General features: G+C 59.5%; 18 protein-coding genes. 8 read left to right on the top strand and 10 right to left on the bottom strand.

Annotated features, from left to right (window positions below; all coding sequences use genetic code 11):
* Positions 1 to 41: 41 nt before the first annotated feature.
* Entirely contained in the window at positions 42 to 572 is a 531-nt protein-coding gene (locus ASD54_RS02250; RefSeq protein ID WP_062552958.1) for a hypothetical protein, read from the bottom strand.
* A gap of 311 nt (positions 573 to 883) precedes the next feature.
* Between ASD54_RS02250 and ASD54_RS02245 the strand changes: the two genes are divergently transcribed.
* On the top strand, positions 884 to 1,885 hold the full coding sequence (locus ASD54_RS02245; RefSeq protein WP_062552957.1) for an NAD(P)H-quinone oxidoreductase: 1,002 nt from the start codon (positions 884 to 886) through the stop codon (positions 1,883 to 1,885).
* Between the two features lie 72 nt (positions 1,886 to 1,957).
* On the opposite strand, the gene ASD54_RS02240 is transcribed toward ASD54_RS02245, so the two are convergent.
* The 4 genes from ASD54_RS02240 to ASD54_RS02230 all read right to left on the bottom strand — a co-directional run bounded on the left by ASD54_RS02240 (position 1,958) and on the right by ASD54_RS02230 (position 4,182).
* Positions 1,958 to 2,461, bottom strand: a complete 504-nt coding sequence (locus tag ASD54_RS02240; protein WP_156379022.1) for a hypothetical protein — start codon at positions 2,459 to 2,461, stop codon at positions 1,958 to 1,960.
* A gap of 286 nt (positions 2,462 to 2,747) precedes the next feature.
* Complete coding sequence (locus ASD54_RS25910) at positions 2,748 to 3,170, bottom strand: type II toxin-antitoxin system RelE/ParE family toxin (RefSeq protein ID WP_082547024.1); 423 nt, start codon at positions 3,168 to 3,170, stop codon at positions 2,748 to 2,750.
* A complete protein-coding gene (locus tag ASD54_RS02235; RefSeq protein WP_062552955.1) occupies positions 3,154 to 3,381 on the bottom strand; it encodes a hypothetical protein in 228 nt (75 codons plus the stop codon). The genes ASD54_RS25910 and ASD54_RS02235 overlap by 17 nt, the downstream gene beginning before the upstream one ends.
* Positions 3,382 to 3,435: 54 nt before the next feature.
* On the bottom strand, positions 3,436 to 4,182 hold the full coding sequence (locus ASD54_RS02230) for a DUF3750 domain-containing protein (RefSeq protein WP_062552954.1): 747 nt from the start codon (positions 4,180 to 4,182) through the stop codon (positions 3,436 to 3,438).
* A gap of 91 nt (positions 4,183 to 4,273) precedes the next feature.
* Between ASD54_RS02230 and ASD54_RS02225 the strand changes: the two genes are divergently transcribed.
* Positions 4,274 to 5,281, top strand: coding sequence for an asparaginase (locus ASD54_RS02225; protein WP_062552953.1), 1,008 nt, complete (start codon positions 4,274 to 4,276; stop codon positions 5,279 to 5,281).
* An 11-nt stretch (positions 5,282 to 5,292) separates the two neighbouring features.
* Here ASD54_RS02225 and ASD54_RS02220 read toward each other — a convergent pair whose 3' ends face one another.
* A complete protein-coding gene (locus ASD54_RS02220) occupies positions 5,293 to 5,646 on the bottom strand; it encodes a hypothetical protein (protein ID WP_062553237.1) in 354 nt (117 codons plus the stop codon).
* Positions 5,647 to 5,866: 220 nt separating this feature from the next.
* Here ASD54_RS02220 and ASD54_RS02215 point away from each other — a divergent pair, with 220 nt between their 5' ends.
* Complete coding sequence (locus ASD54_RS02215) at positions 5,867 to 6,487, top strand: glutathione S-transferase N-terminal domain-containing protein (protein WP_062552952.1); 621 nt, start codon at positions 5,867 to 5,869, stop codon at positions 6,485 to 6,487.
* 220 nt (positions 6,488 to 6,707) lie between these two features.
* Positions 6,708 to 7,520, top strand: a complete 813-nt coding sequence (locus ASD54_RS02210) for a DUF2087 domain-containing protein (RefSeq protein WP_156379021.1) — start codon at positions 6,708 to 6,710, stop codon at positions 7,518 to 7,520.
* On the opposite strand, the gene ASD54_RS02205 is transcribed toward ASD54_RS02210, so the two are convergent.
* Positions 7,468 to 8,133, bottom strand: a complete 666-nt coding sequence (locus ASD54_RS02205) for a glutathione S-transferase family protein (protein WP_062552950.1) — start codon at positions 8,131 to 8,133, stop codon at positions 7,468 to 7,470. The genes ASD54_RS02210 and ASD54_RS02205 overlap by 53 nt on opposite strands.
* A gap of 97 nt (positions 8,134 to 8,230) precedes the next feature.
* Entirely contained in the window at positions 8,231 to 9,616 is a 1,386-nt protein-coding gene (locus tag ASD54_RS02200; protein WP_062553236.1) for a TIGR03808 family TAT-translocated repetitive protein, read from the bottom strand.
* 240 nt (positions 9,617 to 9,856) lie between these two features.
* Between ASD54_RS02200 and ASD54_RS02195 the strand changes: the two genes are divergently transcribed.
* A complete protein-coding gene (locus tag ASD54_RS02195) occupies positions 9,857 to 11,401 on the top strand; it encodes a diguanylate cyclase (RefSeq protein ID WP_062552949.1) in 1,545 nt (514 codons plus the stop codon).
* 34 nt (positions 11,402 to 11,435) lie between these two features.
* On the opposite strand, the gene bioB is transcribed toward ASD54_RS02195, so the two are convergent.
* Complete coding sequence (gene bioB, locus ASD54_RS02190; protein ID WP_244484631.1) at positions 11,436 to 12,449, bottom strand: biotin synthase BioB; 1,014 nt, start codon at positions 12,447 to 12,449, stop codon at positions 11,436 to 11,438.
* A 168-nt stretch (positions 12,450 to 12,617) separates the two neighbouring features.
* Positions 12,618 to 13,130: a MarR family transcriptional regulator gene (locus ASD54_RS02185; RefSeq protein WP_062552948.1), complete on the bottom strand. Its 513-nt coding sequence runs from the start codon at positions 13,128 to 13,130 to the stop codon at positions 12,618 to 12,620.
* 114 nt (positions 13,131 to 13,244) lie between these two features.
* Here ASD54_RS02185 and ASD54_RS02180 point away from each other — a divergent pair, with 114 nt between their 5' ends.
* The 3 genes from ASD54_RS02180 to ASD54_RS02170 all read left to right on the top strand — a co-directional run bounded on the left by ASD54_RS02180 (position 13,245) and on the right by ASD54_RS02170 (position 17,713).
* Positions 13,245 to 14,759: an MDR family MFS transporter gene (locus ASD54_RS02180; protein WP_062552947.1), complete on the top strand. Its 1,515-nt coding sequence runs from the start codon at positions 13,245 to 13,247 to the stop codon at positions 14,757 to 14,759.
* A 40-nt stretch (positions 14,760 to 14,799) separates the two neighbouring features.
* The gene (locus tag ASD54_RS02175) at positions 14,800 to 15,810 is read left to right on the top strand and encodes a ligase-associated DNA damage response exonuclease (RefSeq protein WP_062552946.1); all 1,011 of its coding nucleotides are present in this window, start codon (positions 14,800 to 14,802) and stop codon (positions 15,808 to 15,810) included.
* A gap of 253 nt (positions 15,811 to 16,063) precedes the next feature.
* Positions 16,064 to 17,713, top strand: coding sequence for a cisplatin damage response ATP-dependent DNA ligase (locus ASD54_RS02170; protein WP_062552945.1), 1,650 nt, complete (start codon positions 16,064 to 16,066; stop codon positions 17,711 to 17,713).
* Positions 17,714 to 17,750 lie beyond the last annotated feature (37 nt).

Raw genomic sequence — 17,750 nt, 5'->3', positions numbered from 1 at the left:
GACAGAGATGGTGCTGTCTTGCTCTTTGAGGTCACATCAGATCAATAGGGGCAATTGACGATCGGCGCGTTGTTGAGCGTGGAAGAGACGCCTGCCGTAACATAACCCGTCGCAATGTTGAGGATCTGGGTCTGCGTGCTGACAAGGCCGCTGAGTGTCGCACCCGCATTGGAAGCCGCGCCGCTTGTTGCTGCGCATGTCCAGGCCGTGCCACCGTTTGGAGATGTGGTCTTCATCATGGTCGACACATTGTAGCAAGTGCCACCCGGCAGGCTGAACTGGCCCATGTTCGATGTCCACTCTCCGCCAGCGCCATTCTTGTAAAAGTTGTTGGCCGCAACCACAACCTTGCCGCTGGTATTGGTCATGGCATTGCCAACATTGGTCACGACAAGGCCCGTTTCTGTGGCGGATGTTGCGCCTGCAACAAACACGGCATCACTGGCCAGGCAAAATGCAAAATCGCTGGCAGGCAGGGCCGAAAGCTTCAGATCTGCAGACTGGGCGTGACCGACAAACGCCATCGTTGCACCCAGAAGGGATGCGAGGGAGGTGACAAACAATTTCTTCATTACAATTTCTCCGAGTTAAAGAATCATATGCACAATCTAAATACGAAAACGCATTTGCCTTGTCTCCCGAATTCGCGCAAAACGAGCGCAAATTAACTTAATCAATTATAAGTAGAATTGATGCTGTCGTGCCACAGGGCTAATCCATCACCTTTAATCGCCGAGGCTTGCGCCCTATGTTGCCGTTCGACCTGAGCACATTCGCGAGGGTGAAAAAGCTTTGCATGCGAATATGCGTGAAGGCAAAAAGAGCGAGCATTGAAGGCAAATCCGTGTTTGCCGCATTGAGCCTAACGGGGAGAATTCATTTCATGTCTTTGCCAACAACCATGCGTCACGTCGATCTGCCATCCTTCGGGGGGCCAGACGTCATGAGCTTCACCAACGGACCGGTGCCGCAACCTGGAGCGGGCGAAATTCTGGTGAAGGTGCAGGCGGCAGGCGTGAACCGTCCCGATGTCGCGCAGCGTCAGGGCATCTATCCGCCGCCGAAGGATGCAAGCCCGATCCTCGGCCTGGAAGTGGCCGGAACGGTTGCCGCAGTGGGGGCAGGGGTCACGGATTTCGCTGTCGGTGATCAGGTCTGTGGCCTTGCCAATGGCGGAGGCTATGCGGAATTCTGCATTCTCCCGGTCGGTCAGGCACTGCCTTTCCCCAAGGGATATGATGCGGTCAAGGCGGCAGCGGTTCCGGAAACCTTTTTCACCGTATGGGCCAACCTCTTCCAGATGGCGGGCCTGACCGAGGGCGAAAACGTGCTCATCCATGGCGGCACGTCCGGCATTGGTACGACCGCGATCCAGCTTGCCAAGGCGTTTGGCGCCACGGTCTACACAACGGCGGGGTCTGCAGAGAAGTGCGAAGCCTGCGAAAAGCTCGGCGCCACCCGCGGCATCAACTACAAGTCAGAGGATTTCGCCGCCGTCATCAAGGAGGTGACCGGGGGCAAGGGCGTCGATGTCGTGCTCGACATGATCGGTGCTGCCTATTTTGAAAGGAACCTGAGCTGCCTTGCCAAGGATGGATGCCTGTCCATCATCGCGTTTCTGGGCGGCAATATCGCGGAGAAGGTGGACCTGCGACCCATCATGGTCAAACGCCTCACGGTCACTGGCTCCACCATGCGCCCGCGTACGGCAGAGGAAAAGCGCGCAATCCGCGACGAACTGGTGGCTCAGGTCTGGCCTCTGCTGGAATCCGGATCTGTCGCCCCGGTCATTCACTCCGTCCTGCCCTTCGATCAGGTGGTCGAAGCACATCGGCTGATGGAAAGCAGCAGCCATATCGGCAAGATCGTCCTGACGCTGGGGTAACTCGGGCGGCTATCCGAATACTCACCAAGGTGTTTCAGCCTCCCATTGGCGGGGAGGCTGAAACGCAAGAACTCAATTGCCAGTCGGCGGGCAGTTGATAACCGGCGCATTTTCGCTGGCATGCATCACGCCTATGACTTGTCCCGAAACGACTCCGGCGCTGAAGAGCAGAACTTTACCTGTCACGTTCAGATTTCCGCCCATGCATGACCATGCAGCGCTGCCATCCGGCTGGCTTGGTTTGGTCATGATGGCAATATTGTAGCAGCTTCCCCCCGCAAGCCGGTGCAGGCCCATGCCTGATTTGAAGAAGGAGCTTGTTCCTGGCTTTCCAAAATAGTTGTTGGCCGAAATGGCGATCTGTCCCTTAGGGTTTGTGGCGGAGGCGCCGACATTGGTAACAACGACGCCCACTTCATTCTTGGTCAAGACTGTCAGGTCGATGGAGCCTTCGTCCTTGAGGCAGAAACCGATGTCCGTTTTTGCCTGTTCTGAAGCATTGGCAATATTTCCCAAGATGCCAGGGGAAAGGGATGTCGAAAGAAAAATAATACCAGAAATAAAGGAAATACGCATCAATAATCTCCGCATCTGTGCGATCTGCAAATCCTCCATAATCCTGAATCTTCTTCCGCAACAAGGACGAAATGCAATCTCTGGATGAAAAAAATATCTGATACTTTCAACGGAACTGATGCATGAGGCGGCTATAAAAAAGGAGTGACTGGATCACCCTCCGCCCGTTCAAAATCAGCGTCGGCAAGATACATTTCGTGCCTTGAAATAACGAAAGGTCGAGCCTACCTTCTTTACATGTTCAACGAAACGAAAGGAGGTGATCCGATGTCTAGTGAGATTGCGGTTAGCGAAATGGACATGGGAAAGGTTTTGGTGACGACGGGGCAGCCCTCGGCCTGATCCACACCTCCTGCAGGTTCCAGCCGCTTCGGTGGTGCTGAACCGGGTTCGTTTCGGACCAATACTCATGGAAGGGTCGCCAGTCGTGCGACCCTTTTTGTTTTCTGTAGACTTCCCGGCGATGACCGATTTCGATCACAAGGATGTCGAATGAACTGTCGGTAATGCGGCAGATGGTTCGGTGATCGCCGACCCGATAGCGCCAGCGGCCTTTCAACGACCCGGTCAAAGGCTTTCCGAATTGCCGTGGATCATCACAGGTGGCTATCCTGTGATCCATATAATCGATGATTGATTTTGCTGTCGCTTTGTCGAGTTTGCTTAAAATTTTGAAGGCAGTATTCGAATAATTAATGTTCCAGACCAAGTGCTCGCCTCACATCGGTAGAGGTCATGGTCTTTTCTTCGCCCGCAGCGATTCTCGCTTCCACAGCGTCTGCGCGCAGATCTGCTTCCGCATCCAGAATGCCGTCTTCGATCACTCGGAACAGGAACTCATTCCGGTTCATGCCATTGCGTTTTGCAAGATCGGTCAATCGTCGATCCAGATCCGCAGAAAGTTCGATTGTTTCCGTCATTGCGTCTAACTCCGCGCTCTCCGAGCCAACATTATAGCGAAGAAGCGGCGGGTGTCACACCCCGATCCGGCCGAAGGCGGGGATCTTGATGCCCGGCCGCATCACGTCGATGCCAGCCACCAGCCCCAGAAAATGCACCTCGAAACCGCTGCGTACACCGGCAGACAGGCCGATCAATCCGCGGATCGTCAGGTGCAGGTCTTTCCCGTCCTGATCCAGATGCACGAACGCGCCATCCGGCAGATAATCGCGGCCCACCGCATGCGGTGGCAGGACTGCACCCAGTTCCGGCACGCTGCGCAAGACATGTGCGACGAAGGTGTTTGAGTTCGGCCCCGGCCAGATGGTATAGCCGCCGGGCTCGGCATAGGGGTAGGCGGCAATGGCGGCTTCCACCTTGGGAATGAGCGCCTGCGCATCTTCGCCCGTTATCTTCGTCACCAGTTCCGGGCGATTGGAGTACCAGAAGGCATCTGCCGGACGGTGATTGCGCCGGATGGGTGAACCCCAGCCCACCTTGTCATAGCGGGTATACGTCCTCGCGCCTTGTTCCTTCGTCACGATCCACGCATGGCTGGCAACGGCGCCTTTCAGTCCACCGGTCTTGGCGGAAAATACGTAGACCGCTGCCTCGTCGCTTTGGGAAGCTTCCGGCAGAATGCCCGCTGAGCCCCAGTTGGCCTCGCTCCAGCGGGCAGGGTGGTCCTGCAGCGCCCACCATCCGGCAGAGGCAAAAGTGGGCAGGAGGTATATGGCGAAGATCGCCAGAAACAATCGCTTGAGGAAGATGAAGGTCGTCATAAGGAATACGGGTGCTCGTCAAAATCTGGCTGGTTGTCGTCCTGTTCTCTCGCTATGAAGATCAGCAAAGCATCATCTTCGAGGCAGGCCCATGCAAAATCCCGTGACCGTTGAAGTAACCCGTGGTTCTCTGGTCGAAAGCCGTCATCGCGGCATGGCCGTGGTGGTGGATGGCGCGGGCAAGGTGCTGTTTCAGGCAGGCGATATCGAGGCCGCCGTGTTTCCCCGGTCCGCCTGCAAGGCCATGCAGGCCATTCCATTGATCGAGAGCGGCGCGGCGGATGCCTTTGGCCTGACGGCGAAGGAACTGGCGCTCTCCTGTTCCTCCCATTCAGGCGAAGACGAGCATGTCTCGACGGCAGCGGGCATGCTGGCGAAAGCCGGACGCGATGTCAGCGCGCTGGAATGCGGTGCGCATTGGTCGTCCGACCAGAAAACGATCATCCATCAGGCCCGTACGCTGGAGGCGCCCAATGCGCTGCATAACAATTGCTCCGGCAAGCATTCGGGCTTCATCTGCACCTGCGTTCAGTCCGGTTGGGACCATGCAGGTTATATCGGTTACGATCACCCGCTTCAGGCCGAAATCCGCGCCGTGATGGAGGATCTGACGGGGGCGGCACTCGGAACCGATAATTGCGGCGTCGATGGCTGTTCCATTCCCACCTATGCCGCACCCTTGAAAGGTCTCGCCCACGGTTTTGCAAAGATGCTGACGGGAACGGGTATCTCCAAAACCCGGGCCGACGCCTCGCGCCGCCTGATGGAGGCCTGCATGGCGGAACCGTTTTACGTGGCGGGTACGGGCCGCGCTTGCACGAAGCTGATGCAGATCGCTCCGGGCAAGATTTTCGCCAAGACGGGCGCGGAAGGCGTGTTCGTTGCGGCCCTGCCGGACCACGGCGTGGCCATGGCGGTGAAGTGCGAGGATGGCACGACGCGCGCGGCGGAAAGCATGATTTTTGCTCTCGTCGCGCGCTATTTCGAAGCCGGCAGCCCGGAGCGCGAGGCGCTGATGGCGCTCGCCAACCGCACCATGAAAAACTGGAACGGCATCACCGTCGGCGAAATCCGCGCGACCGACGCCATGTTCGCCTGACTCTGTTCGGGTCAGATCCCGTCGCCGATCCGGGCGGTGCCCACCTGACCATTGTCGCGCACCCAGCGCAGCGTCTTTGAGCCTGTCTTGTAAAGCTCGAAACACATGGGCGCGCCCTTGTACCAGGTCTGGAACTGCTGGCATAGGCGATCGCCCTTGATCCACCATTTGCCGGTATCTTCCGGCTTGACGAAACGGCCAAGCCCCAGCGCTTCGCCGGATCCATCCACGACTCCGTTCTTGCGATAGTTCAGCGGGAACTCGCCGCCCATCGGCGTTGCCAGATAGATCCGCTTGCCGATGATCATCGACTGGATGTCCTGCGCGGAATAAGCCTCCCCTGACGCCTGTGCGACATGCGGCATGACGAGGCAAGCGGAAACAATCGCGGCAAAAAGAGGTTTGGCCCGCAGCACGGGAAGCAGCGTTTTCAAGGTCGTTCTCCTGTTACGTGCACACATGCAGAAATAACGCAGACTGTGCTGAACCGGATCACCCTTCGCGAACGGGAAAGCCCAACTTCCCATCTTGCGCAACTGTACAAACATAGAAAAACTGCCAAGCCGAAAGTGGAGGATTCGCCAAGTGTATCAATTGTTTTTCTCTCCGGGTGCCTGCTCGCTCGCCTCACATATAACGCTTCGAGAGGCGGGACTTCCCTTTGAGCTGAAACGGCTGAAATTCGCAGAAGGCCAGCAGCGTTCACCGGACTATCTGAAGGTCAATCCGAAAGGCCGGGTCCCGGCGCTCGTCACGCCGGAGGGCACCATTACCGAAACCCCGGCCATCCTGTTCTACATCGCGCAGATCGCGCCGGACAAGAAACTCGCGCCGCTCGACAATCCGTTCGAACTGGCACGGCTTCAGGCCTTCAACAGCTTCATCGCGTCCACCGTTCATGTGGCCCATGCCCATGGACCGCGCGGCTCCCGCTGGGCGAACGAGCCCACCTCGCTGGAGGATATGCGCCGCAAGGTGCCCGAAACCATGCGGGATGGCTTCCGCCTGATCGAGCAGGATCTGACCGGCGACTTCGTGATGGGCGACCGGTTCTCGATTGCCGATCCCTATCTTTTCACCATGTCCAGCTGGCTGAAGGGCGATGCCGTAGAGATATCCGAGTTCCCAAGGGTCAAGGCGCATTTCGAGCGTATGCAGGCCCGGGATGCTGTGCGGGAAGCGCTTGCGGCAGAGGCTGCGGGTTGACATTGGAAACAGTACCCGGAGTCAGCCGGTTGACGTCTGCGGCAACTATGCGTATCCCTTGTATCAGAGGGTCCGCAGTTCACCCAGGCGTCACCGCCCGTTCTTGACGGGAGCTAAACCTGACATCACTCCCGTTTACACGACAGGTTATCCTTCGTGCCGGGTCGGAAGACGGTGACCACCGACAGCATTCCACGGCACGATATCGAGGATAATGACGATGTCGAAAACTGTATCGGGCATGGTGGTGACGGATGTCTCCGCCTTTGCCAAATCCATTCGCAGGGAGCTTCTGGCGCGCGAGACCGGAACGGATCATAGGCCGGTCAGCCATCTGGAGCTTCTCAACATTCTGGCCCGCAGCGCAGGCTTCCGGAATTTCCAGCACTTGAAAGCATCGGACCGAAAAGTGGACACCGGTTTTCGGGCAACCCGATGCGAGGAAGAAGCATCGGACCGAAAAGTGGACACCGGTTTTCGGGCAATCCGATGCGAGGAAGAAGCATCGGACCGAAAAGTGGACACCGGTTTTCGGACAATCCGATGCGAGGAAGAAGCATCTTGTGGTGCCGCCGAAAGCCCTCTTGATGCGCGGGAGACACCAGAGCCTGAACCCGTCGATCACCGCAAGATCGAGCAGATCCTGCGCTGTTTCGATGCGAGCGGCGTGCTTTTGCGCTGGCCGAAAAAGACCTCGCATCAACGGCTGGCATTGTGGTGGTGCTGGGCGGCGATGCCATCCAGACGGGATCTGACCGAGCCGGAGGTCAATGTAGTCCTGAAAGCGTTGAATGGCTTTGGGGATCACGTGCTGATGCGCCGCGAGATGATCGACTGGAGTATGATGACCCGCTCGCTGGACTGCAAGGTCTATCGCCGGGTGGAAACAAAACCGCCCGCGGAAGCGGCAAGCCTGATTGCCCGCCTGCAGGAGCGCAAGCGGGCAGGGATTGTTCCAAGACCATCAGGCCGCGAACAGTTCAGACTGGCCCGGATGCAGGCTCCGCCAGCCGCTTCTCCCACATCGCCTTGAAGGCGGGGCGGGCCTGCGCCCGCTCCAGCCAGCCCTTGAGGGCAGGGCGGGTCTCGAACAGAGGCGCGTAGGGTTGAGCATAGCGCACGATTTCAGCGACGTTGATATCGGCCGCGGTGAAGCGCTCGCCCACCATCCAGGTCCTGGCTTCCAGGTGCTTTTCCAGCACGTCGAAGGAGCGGATAAGTGCCGCAGCGGCCGCTTCCATCGTCGCCCTTGTCTCGTCGGTCTGTTCACCCAGCGAAGCATAGGAAATCTTCAGGGCCGTCGTCTCAATTTCTGTCGCAACGAACAGCGACCATTGCATCATCGCCGCATCTTCAGCGACATCGCGGGGGCCAAGATCACCGCCGTACTTCTTGGCAAGATAAAGCGTGATGGCGAGCGATTCATGGACTTTGACATCACCGTCTTCCATGGACGGGATGGTGCCCATCGGGTTCACAGAGAGAAAGGCTTCAGACTGGGTATTGATCGGTGCACCGGGGCCAAGCGGGTTTTCCAGTCTCTTGGCCTGCACCACCGGAATATGCTCGAACGGGATCCCGAGTTCTGCCAGAAGCCAGAGCGGGCGCGTGGCGCGCGAACGGTAGGAGCCGTAGAGTTTGATCATGTCTTGCAATCCCTTTTGATCGTGGTGCTCGCAGAGTAGGGAGGGCCGAGGTCGGAGAAAAGCTCAATCCCCGTGAACTGGCCATGATATTTTTAGATCAACCACTCCGATTGTTCATGATCGTCAGGTGCTTGTGCGCGCTGCTGCCGGCAACGAGATCGCCTGTTGCTGCATCGTGCCAGCGATACCCGATGATGGCGCCCTTGGGTGTCTTCTCGAACAGATTGTTGGCTATGGTCGCTTGTCCGGCCTCTTCCACCACGGAAACGGCCATGCCTGTTTGCGCCTCGCGGATGATGTTGCCGGTGACCAGCACATTGCGCAGATAGGCGCCCCAGCCCGCCAGAAGCCCGAAGCGAGCCACGCGCTCAACCACATTGGCCGAAATCACGACGTCTGCCTCCGCCGCAATGCCATAGCCGAAGCCGACGCTGTCATGCACGTAGGGGCCGGTATCCCGGATATTGCGCACGATATTGCTGGAGATGACGCCCAGCCTGCCGCCGGAGTCGAAGTTCACGACGGAAATGCCGTTCGCGCCGCCATCTACCAGATTGCCGCTGACGAGCGCTCCTTCGAAGCCGAACTCGGAATAGATCGCGGTTTCGCCGGAGTTGAGACATTGATTGTTGGTGATCTGCACATTGGAGGCCGCATTGGCGCGGATGGCCGTGAAGGCGCTGTCAGCAATGTGGTTGCCGCTGACGAGCACATCATCGGCGCGGTAGAGGTTGATCGCATTGCCAAAGGGACCGGTGCCACCATAATCAGCCCGTGTTCTGATGATCCTGTTCCCGGTCACCATGGTGCGGTCGGACCCTTTGACGGAGCGATGCACCAGAATGCCGCCATTGCCGCAGTTCGTAACCTCATTGTCGGTCATGGCACTGTTCACGCCATCGACGGCCAGAACGCCGTATTCCGCCACAGTGCCGATGCGGTTGCGGCGAAGCGTGGCGCGGCATGCCTGCAGGTGAATGCCGCTCAGGCGCGAGCCGGTAATTTCGCAATCCTCGATCATCAGGTCGCTGATCGATTGCGCGGAAAGCAGAGCCTTCGCCTCGGCGGAAAGTGGCAGGTTGGCGCCATCGATGACAAGGCCGGAAAGGCTCAGGCGTTTCAGCCCGAGCGCCCGCAGGAAATGACTGCCGCCGGTGAAGACGATGCGACTGGAACCGGCAATGCCGGTCAGTCGCGTATTCTCCGGAAGATCCAGCTGCGAGAGAGGATAGGTGCCAGGCGGCAGGAAGACCGGCATATCGCGCGCCGCCGCCTTGCGCAGAAGATCGCCGAGATAGGAAGCGCTTGAGCGAGAAGCGTCCGCTACCAGACCATAGCGGCCGGGGTCGATTGTGCCGCGAAGTTCCGGCTTCGTCTCCGGGCGTGAGGCAGCCTCAGAGAAAGAGGGACGAATCATCGAAGTTCCCGCTGCCGCACTGAGCAGGAAAAAGTCCCGGCGTGACAAAGACTTAATAAAGTTCATCCTGATGCGCTCACTCATTGGCATCGCCACTGTATCGGATTGAAGCACCGGATTCACGCCTGCTCCGCGCAAATGAAAATCTCTTCGTTTTGCACTGTGCAAGTTAAGCAAGGGTAAGGGATTGTACCCCATTATTAACACCGTTGCGCCTACGCGTGCATAGTTCGGGAGTTATCTCTGCCAGCGGCGGGACAGTGGCAGAGCCCGGATATGTCGAATGTGCGCGGGGAGAGATTGCTTATGACAGATGCTATGGCTGGCAGCGGTTCCTCACTGTTGCCGGATGATACGCTACAGGATTTGCGCCAGCGCCTGATCCGGATTTCGACCTTGTTTTCCGCAGAGGACGGTCACTCGACCGTCATCCAGACGCTCGACGCCCGCGCGCTGCTGGACCAGTTTTCCGAAGAAGTGCATATGACCGACCGGCTGGGGCGGCTTGTGTTTGCCAATTCGGCAGCCATGTCGCGCATGCGCACCCACGCACCGCTGACATTGACCGCCGAAAACATTTATTGCGATGAGGCCGAGGCCCGGTTTCTGCTGGAACAGGAACTGATGGCGCGCGGCACGGTGGATGAGCGCGAGGAGGTCATTGCCGAGCCGGATGGCCGCAAGGTCTGGTTGTTCACCACCCGAACGCCGCTGCGTGGCGATGAAGGCCAGGTCGTCGGCCTGATGGTCATGTCGCGTGACATCACTGAACGCAAGCAGCATGATGAAACCCGTCTGGCCTACGCACAGACGCTGGAGATGATCGCCAGAGGCAAGCCGCTGCGGGATATTCTGGAGCGGATCTGCCTGATGGTGCAGCAGCCTTTGACGGGTATCTGCGCATCCGTTCTTCTGTTCGAAGAAGAGACCGCCACCTTGCGGCATGGCGCCGCCCCCAGTCTGCCGGACGCCTATACCCGGATTGTCGACGGCGTCCAGATCGGGCCGCGCGTCGGCTCCTGCGGAACCGCTGCATGGCGCCGCGAGGCTGTCATCGTGCGCGATATCCAGACCGATCCGCTCTGGAGCGACTTCAAGGAACTGGCAGGCGCCTTCGATTTGCGTTCCTGCTGGTCGACACCCCTCATGGGTGCGGATGGCGCTGTCCTCGGGACCTTTGCTCTCTATTCGCAAACCGTTCGCGAACCGAGCGAGGCGGAAATCCGGATGACGAGCCTTGCCTCGGATCTCGCTGGCATCGCCATTGAACGGGCCCGAAACGAGCAGAAAATTCGCTATATGGCGCATCACGATCCGCTGACGGGCCTGCCGAACCGCGCTCTGTTCTGGCCGCAGTTCAGCCGGGCACTTGCGCAGGCGGCGCGCGAAAATCGCAAGATCACGGTCGCCTATATCGACCTCGACAATTTCAAGCAGATCAATGACGGGCTCGGACATGCCGTGGGCGACGAGGTCCTGAAGGTGATTTCGCAGAGGCTCATCGAGTCGATCCGCTCCACGGATCTCGCAGTCCGGCTGGGCGGCGATGAATTCGCCATCGTCTTCAGCAATCCGATGCAGGATGAGGCGCATGTCCTGCGGCGGCTGGATGAGATCCGCAGGCTCATGGCGGCGCCCATCGAGTTCGAGGGTCACAGCATTCATGCCACATCCAGCATGGGGGTGGCCTTCTTCCCGAAGGATGGAACAACGCCGGAGGAGCTTCTGGCCCGCGCCGATGCGGCCATGTACGAGGCCAAGGCCGGAGGGCGCGACAAGCTGGAGGTTGCCCCAATGACCCGTATCGTTTCCGGGCGCTCGCTTCTGGCAGAGGCCTGTCCGGCCGAGTGAGCGGCTTCCCGTGGCCGCTCTCCGCCATCCTGGTTCAGATCGAAGCAGTATCCTGAACTTCTGCGCCAATAGCGCCGAAAAGGGCGGCATCCTCGCCAAGCTCTGCATTGGGCGTGGTCAGCAGCTTGTCGCCGTAGAAGACCGAATTTGCTCCGGCAATCAGGCAGAGGATCTGCGCTTCCCGGTTCAGGCTTGAGCGCCCCGCCGACAGGCGTACCGTGGACGTCGGCATCACGATCCGCGCCGTTGCTACCATGCGCACCAGTTCCAGCGGATCGATGGGCGTGCGATGCCCGAGCGGCGTGCCTTCGACCGGCACCAGTGCATTGATCGGCACGCTTTCGGGGTGCGGGTTCATCGTCGAGAGAACATGCAGCATGGAGGCGCGGTCGCGCAGGCTCTCTCCCATGCCAATGATGCCGCCGCAGCAGAGATCGATGCCGTAGGAGCGAACGGTTGCCAGCGTCTCCAGCCGGTCTTCGTAAGTGCGGGTGGTGATGATCTCGCTATAGAATTCCGGGCTCGTATCGAGATTGTGGTTATAGGCTGTCAATCCTGCCGCTGCGAGCCGTGCCGCATGGTGGGGCTTCAGCATGCCCAGCGTCACGCAGGCCTCCATTCCGAGATGCCGCACGCCTTCCACCATCTGCACCACGGCGTCGAAATCCTTGCCATCGCGCACCTCGCGCCAGGCCGCTCCCATGCAGAAGCGCTCGGCACCCGCCGCCTTGGCCTTGGCTGCAAGGCCGATCACCTTGGCCGGGTCCATCAGCCGGTCCTTCGTCAGGTCCACCTCGCGATGATGGGCCGACTGGGGACAATAGGCGCAGTTTTCCGGGCAGCCGCCGGTCTTGATGGAAAGCAGGCTCGCCTTCTGTACCTTGTTGGGGTCGTGATACTCGCGGTGAACGGCATTGGCGCGACCGACCAGTTCCAGCAGCGGCAGCTGATGCACCGCCAGAATTTCCTCCACGGTCCAGTCCAAACGGATGTCCTGAGAACCTGCCTTGGACGTCCCCTCATAGCCCCTGACGATGCCGCTATCCACAAGCCACCTTTTATCTATAATTTCGAAACAGAGTGGCGCATACAGTCACAAAAATCTCGTTGCCGCAACCGCGAACGGAGGCGATGCTGAAGATTCACAAGTAAGCGCACAATTTTATAGATAATTTTACGAAGGACGTCACAAGGCGATGAGGCTGTTGCCTGCCACTCACTCCTGATCGGAAAGCTGCGCGATCTGGTCGAAGCGGTCGATGAAGCGTTCGAACAGGGCACCGAAGACGTGACGTTCTTCCGGGCTCCAGTCCTCCAGAACCTGCTCGATCATGCCCTGTTTGACATTGCGCAGTTCTGACAGAAGGGCTTCGCCCGCGTCCGTGATCTGGATGAGCGAGCGGCGCCCGTCTTCCTGGCAGGCGTCACGGCGCAAGATTCCGCGGGCGACCAGTTCGGCCACCAGCCGGCTGCCGCGCGATGCATCCAGCCGCATGGCATCGGCAATTGCGCCCACGGTCACCGGTTGCTGGTCGGCGCGCAGGCGCCGCACGACATCGAGAATGTCCAGCTGCGAAAGTTCAAGCCCCGGTGCCGCCCGTGCAATGGCCAGACGGCTGATGACGCGGCGCCCCATCATCACCCGCATGCGCGTCATCGTATCGCCGATGCGTTGCGCATCGGGATTGGCGCTTTCCACGTTGCGCAGATGTGCGTGATCCTTCGTCATGGCGAAGCCGTATAACAAATGTATGTTCTGTTCAAGCATGTGCAGAACACATGCGTTTGACGTTGACAATTATGTGCGTTCAGCACATGAATTGCCAAAATTCAGGATCAGCTCATGGATATGCCCTCCCGCCCGGCCGATCAGATGGCCAGCCCTCTGGTGACCAGTCACGCCCGTCGTCTTGTCATCTTCCTCTTTCTGCTCACCGCCATGTTCATGGCGACCCTCGACCACCAGATCGTGTCGACTGCCCTGCCGACGATCGTGGGCGAGTTTGGCGGGCTGGAAAGGTTCGGCTGGGTGGGGTCTGCCTTTCTGCTGGCCACCAGCGCCGTCATGCCGGTCTATGGCAAGCTGGGTGATCTGTTCGGCCGCAAATATGTGATGATCGGCGCCGTCACGCTCTTCACCATCGGGTCTCTGCTCTGCGGTCTCGCCTGGTCGATGAATTCGCTGATCGCAGCGCGCGTGTTTCAAGGGCTGGGCGGCGGCGGCATCATGGTCTCCATCTTCGCCATCAATGCTGATCTGTTCGAGCCGCGGGAGAGGGCGCGTTACCAGAGCTATTCCAGCCTTGTCATCATGGCCTCGGGCAGTCTCGGACCACTGATCGGCGGCACCATGAGCGATCTTTTCGGCTGGCGCTCCATCTTCCTCATCAATTTGCCCATTGGCATCGTGGTTCTCGCGGGCCTCATCTTCCTGCTGCCGAACCGGCGCCCCAGCCGCCAGCCGAAGATCGATTATCTCGGTGCAATCCTCCTGGCAGTGGCCAGTACCTGCGTCGTGCTGCTGACGGATGGCATTTCGCTGTTCGGCTCGATCTTCTCGCTCGGCAGTCTTGCCGTCCTCGCGCTTGGCGTTGTCTCCGCCATTGCCTGGGTCATGGTGGAGCGGCGCGTACCGGAACCCATCGTTCCGCTTCGCCTGTTCAAGGATTCCACCTTCTCGCTGTTCCTGATTGTCTCTTTGATGACCGGCGGCGTCGCCATCGGCATGGTCAACTATTTCGCGCTCTTCCTGCAAACCACGACGGCGCTGTCGCCCACGCAGGCAGGGCTTTTCTTCATCGCGGTCACGGGCGGCATCGTCATCGGCTCGCTGACGGCCGGTCGTCTCATTTCGATCACGGGGCGCTACAAGCCCTTCGTGGTGGCGGGCCTCGTGATGAATATCATCACGCTGCTGCTGTTCTCGCAATTGCATGCGGGAAGCTCGCTGGTCTTTGTCGGTATCATCATGCTGCTGCAGGGCCTGTCTGTCGGGCTTGGCCAGCAGGGGCCGATCATCGGTGTGCAGAACGCCACGCCCCGCGCCGATGTGGGATCGGCAACCGGTGCCGTCACGCTGACACGCATGGGCGGTGCGGCAATTGCAATCTCCGTCTATGGTGCGGTCATCGCTTCGCACATGCATGGCGTCAGCATTCCCGGCGTCGAGAATGCGGCGGCCATTTCGCCGGACCAGATGGCCAAGCTGCCGGACGCCGCGCGCCAGGCCATCGCCAACGCCTATGCCAGTGCCTTCGAGCCGATGTTCCTCACGGCGGCAGGTTTTGCCGTGGTGGGCCTCATTGCGGCGCTGATGTTGAAGCCCATTCGCCTGCCGGTGGCAGACAGGGCAAAATGATCCCCTTTCAAAGGGAGGATTTCTGCCTATCTTCAACGGCATGAAACCAGAGGCGCTGCTGCATCCCACGCCCGCCGGGCTCTATTGCCCGCTTGGCAAGTTCCACGTCGATCCTGTGCGCCCCGTCGAGCGGGCGCTCATCACCCATGGTCATTCAGATCACGCCCGTGCCGGCCACGGCAAGGTGCTGGCGACACGCCAGACGCTGGATATCATGGCGCTGCGCTATGGCGAGGATTTCACCCGCAGTGAGCAGGCTGCCGAGTGGGGCGAGGTAATCGATGTCGATGGCGTATCGGTCCACTTTCATCCCGCAGGCCACGTGCTGGGGTCTGCGCAGATCGCCATTGAACGGGATGGCCTGCGCATCGTGGTGTCCGGCGATTACAAGCGCGGCGTCGATCCCACCTGCGCGCCGTTCCAGCCGGTGCCCTGCGATGTCTTCATTACCGAGGCTACCTTCGGCCTGCCGGTCTTTCATCACCCCGATCCCAAGGCTGAAACGCGCAAACTGCTGGCCTCCATTCGCCAGTTCCCGGAGCGCACGCATCTGGTGGGCGCCTATTCGCTTGGCAAGGCGCAGCGCGTCATCCGCCTCATCCGCGATTGCGGCTATGACAAACCCATCTTCATCCATGGCGCCTTGGCCAAGCTCTGCGATTACTATGTGAGCCAGGGCATAGAGCTTGGGGAACTGCGCCCCGCGACCATCGAGAAGAAAGATCCATCTGCCTTTCATGGCGCCATCGTGGTCGGCCCGCCCTCGGCGTTTCAGGATCGTTGGGCACGGCGTTTCAACGAGCCGCTGATTTCGTTTGCCTCCGGCTGGATGATGGTGCGCCAGCGCGCCAAGCAAGGGGGCGTGGAACTGCCACTGGTCATTTCCGATCACTGCGACTGGCCGGAGCTGCTGGAGACAATTCGGGAAATCTCCCCGCAGGAAGTGTGGGTCACACATGGGCGGGAAGAGGCGCTGGTACGCTGGTGCGAGCTTCAGGGCCTGCCTGCCAAGCCACTGCATCTGGTTGGCTACGAGGACGAGGGGGATTGAGCTGATGAAATGTTTGACAGATACCCCCCTCTGTCCTGCCGGACATCTCCCCCTCAAGGGGGGAGATCGACTCGTGGCAACGCGTCGATCCAATTGGACGACAAAAGCTGTATTCGCCTTTCTACCTCGCATTCTTTTTTCTGAGCAGGTCACCGTTCTGCCGATCTCCCCCCTTGAGGGGGAGATGCCCGGCAGGGCAGAGGGGGGTATTTCGTTCCAGCTTCCGTCATGCGCCATCGCGAAGGCTTAACCCATGAAACCCTTCGCAACACTGCTCGACCGCCTCGTTCTCACTCCATCGCGCAATGGCAAGCTGACCTTGCTCACCGATTATTTCCGCTCGACCCCGGATCCCGACCGTGGCTATGGGCTGGCGGCACTGGCCGGAACGCTGGATCTGAAGGCCATCAAGCCCGCACTGCTGAAGGAACTGGCGCTCGAAAAGCTCGATCCGGTGCTCTTTCAATATTCCTATGATTATGTCGGTGACCTCGCCGAAACCATATCGCTGATCTGGGATGGCGGCGAGAAGGAGCATGTCGGCGAGGCGGAGCAGCCGCGTCTTGGCGACGTGGTGCATCGCATGAATTCGCTGGGCCGCACGGAAGTTCGCTCCGCCGTGCGCGATCTGCTGGATCAGCTCGATCACTCCAGCCGGTTTGCCTTTCTCAAGCTCGCCACCGGTTCTCTGCGCATCGGTGTTTCGGCGCGTCTTGCCAAGCAGGCGCTGGCCGAGATGAGCGGTCCAGATGGCCTGAAAAAAGACGTCACCGAAATCGAAACGCTCTGGCACGGACTTGAGCCGCCCTACGAGCCGCTGTTTGCCTGGCTGGAGGGCAAAGCGGAGAAGCCGGTGCTGGCAACGCCTGCCATCTTTCACTCCGTCATGCTGGCCAATCCCGTGGAAGAGGGCGATCTCGACAAGCTCAACCCGGATGATTACGCCGCCGAGTGGAAATGGGATGGCATTCGTGTCCAGATGTCGAGCTTCGGCGGTACGAAGAAGCTTTATTCCCGCTCCGGCGACGATATTTCCGGTGCCTTTCCGGATGTCATAGATGCGATCAACTTCGAGGGCGTCGTCGATGGGGAACTGCTGGTCGGCGGCACGGCTCGCTCCAACAGCGCGACCCGCACCTTTTCCGATCTTCAGCAGCGGTTGAACCGAAAAACCGTTAACACCAGAATGCTGGAAGACTATCCGGCTTTCGTGCGCGCCTACGACCTGTTGTTCGACCGCGATGAGGATATCCGCGCACGCAGCTATATTCAGCGGCGCGAGGAGCTGGCAGAGGTCATCGAAAAAGCGCCGCATGACCGCTTCGACATTTCCCCGCTGATCGATTTCCAGAGCTGGCTGCAACTCGATCAGCTACGGCTCGCTCCTCCCGATCCCGTCATCGAAGGCGTCATGATCAAGCGGCGCGACAGCGTCTATCAGGCCGGACGTTTGAAGGGGCCTTGGTTCAAGTGGAAGCGCGACCCGTTCAACATTGATGCCGTCATGATGTATGCGCAGCGCGGCCACGGCAAGCGCTCCAGCTATTACTCGGATTTCACCTTCGGCGTCTGGGCGGAAGGGGAGGGCGGGGCTGAGCAACTGGTGCCGGTCGGCAAGGCCTATTTCGGCTTCACCGATGCAGAACTGGAAGTGCTGGACAAGTTCGTGCGCGATAACACGGTGGAGCGTTTTGGGCCGGTCCGGTCCGTCAGGGCCGAACCCGGTTTCGGTTTCGTGCTGGAAGTGGCTTTTGAAGGCATCAACCGCTCCACGCGCCACAAGTCGGGAGTTGCCATGCGGTTTCCGCGCATCTCCCGCTTGCGGATGGACAAGCTGCCGCGCGATGCAGACCGGCTTGTGACGCTGACGGCCATGGTGGATGCGAAAACCACGGCCGAGTGAGCTGTGACCGGACTTGGTCCGGATCGATGTCCACATC

It is taken from the genome of Rhizobium sp. Root149 (genome assembly GCF_001427345.1).
GTDB classification, from domain to species: Bacteria; Pseudomonadota; Alphaproteobacteria; order Rhizobiales; family Rhizobiaceae; genus Neorhizobium; species Neorhizobium rhizoryzae.
This window is presented reverse-complemented; position numbering and strand designations above follow the sequence as displayed.

Bases quoted from the DNA above. Each gene is read 5' to 3' on its own strand.
- ASD54_RS02250 (WP_062552958.1), bottom strand. From the start codon at position 572: ATGAAGAAATTGTTTGTCACCTCCCTCGCATCCCTTCTGGGTGCAACG.
- ASD54_RS02245 (WP_062552957.1), top strand. From the start codon at position 884: ATGTCTTTGCCAACAACCATGCGTCACGTCGATCTGCCATCCTTCGGG.
- ASD54_RS02240 (WP_156379022.1), bottom strand. From the start codon at position 2,461: ATGCGTATTTCCTTTATTTCTGGTATTATTTTTCTTTCGACATCCCTT.
- ASD54_RS02235 (WP_062552955.1), bottom strand. From the start codon at position 3,381: ATGACGGAAACAATCGAACTTTCTGCGGATCTGGATCGACGATTGACC.
- ASD54_RS02230 (WP_062552954.1), bottom strand. From the start codon at position 4,182: ATGACGACCTTCATCTTCCTCAAGCGATTGTTTCTGGCGATCTTCGCC.
- ASD54_RS02225 (WP_062552953.1), top strand. From the start codon at position 4,274: ATGCAAAATCCCGTGACCGTTGAAGTAACCCGTGGTTCTCTGGTCGAA.
- ASD54_RS02220 (WP_062553237.1), bottom strand. From the start codon at position 5,646: ATGCCGCATGTCGCACAGGCGTCAGGGGAGGCTTATTCCGCGCAGGAC.
- ASD54_RS02210 (WP_156379021.1), top strand. From the start codon at position 6,708: ATGTCGAAAACTGTATCGGGCATGGTGGTGACGGATGTCTCCGCCTTT.
- ASD54_RS02205 (WP_062552950.1), bottom strand. From the start codon at position 8,133: ATGATCAAACTCTACGGCTCCTACCGTTCGCGCGCCACGCGCCCGCTC.
- ASD54_RS02200 (WP_062553236.1), bottom strand. From the start codon at position 9,616: ATGAACTTTATTAAGTCTTTGTCACGCCGGGACTTTTTCCTGCTCAGT.
- ASD54_RS02195 (WP_062552949.1), top strand. From the start codon at position 9,857: ATGACAGATGCTATGGCTGGCAGCGGTTCCTCACTGTTGCCGGATGAT.
- ASD54_RS02185 (WP_062552948.1), bottom strand. From the start codon at position 13,130: ATGACGAAGGATCACGCACATCTGCGCAACGTGGAAAGCGCCAATCCC.
- ASD54_RS02180 (WP_062552947.1), top strand. From the start codon at position 13,245: ATGGATATGCCCTCCCGCCCGGCCGATCAGATGGCCAGCCCTCTGGTG.
- ASD54_RS02175 (WP_062552946.1), top strand. From the start codon at position 14,800: ATGAAACCAGAGGCGCTGCTGCATCCCACGCCCGCCGGGCTCTATTGC.
- ASD54_RS02170 (WP_062552945.1), top strand. From the start codon at position 16,064: ATGAAACCCTTCGCAACACTGCTCGACCGCCTCGTTCTCACTCCATCG.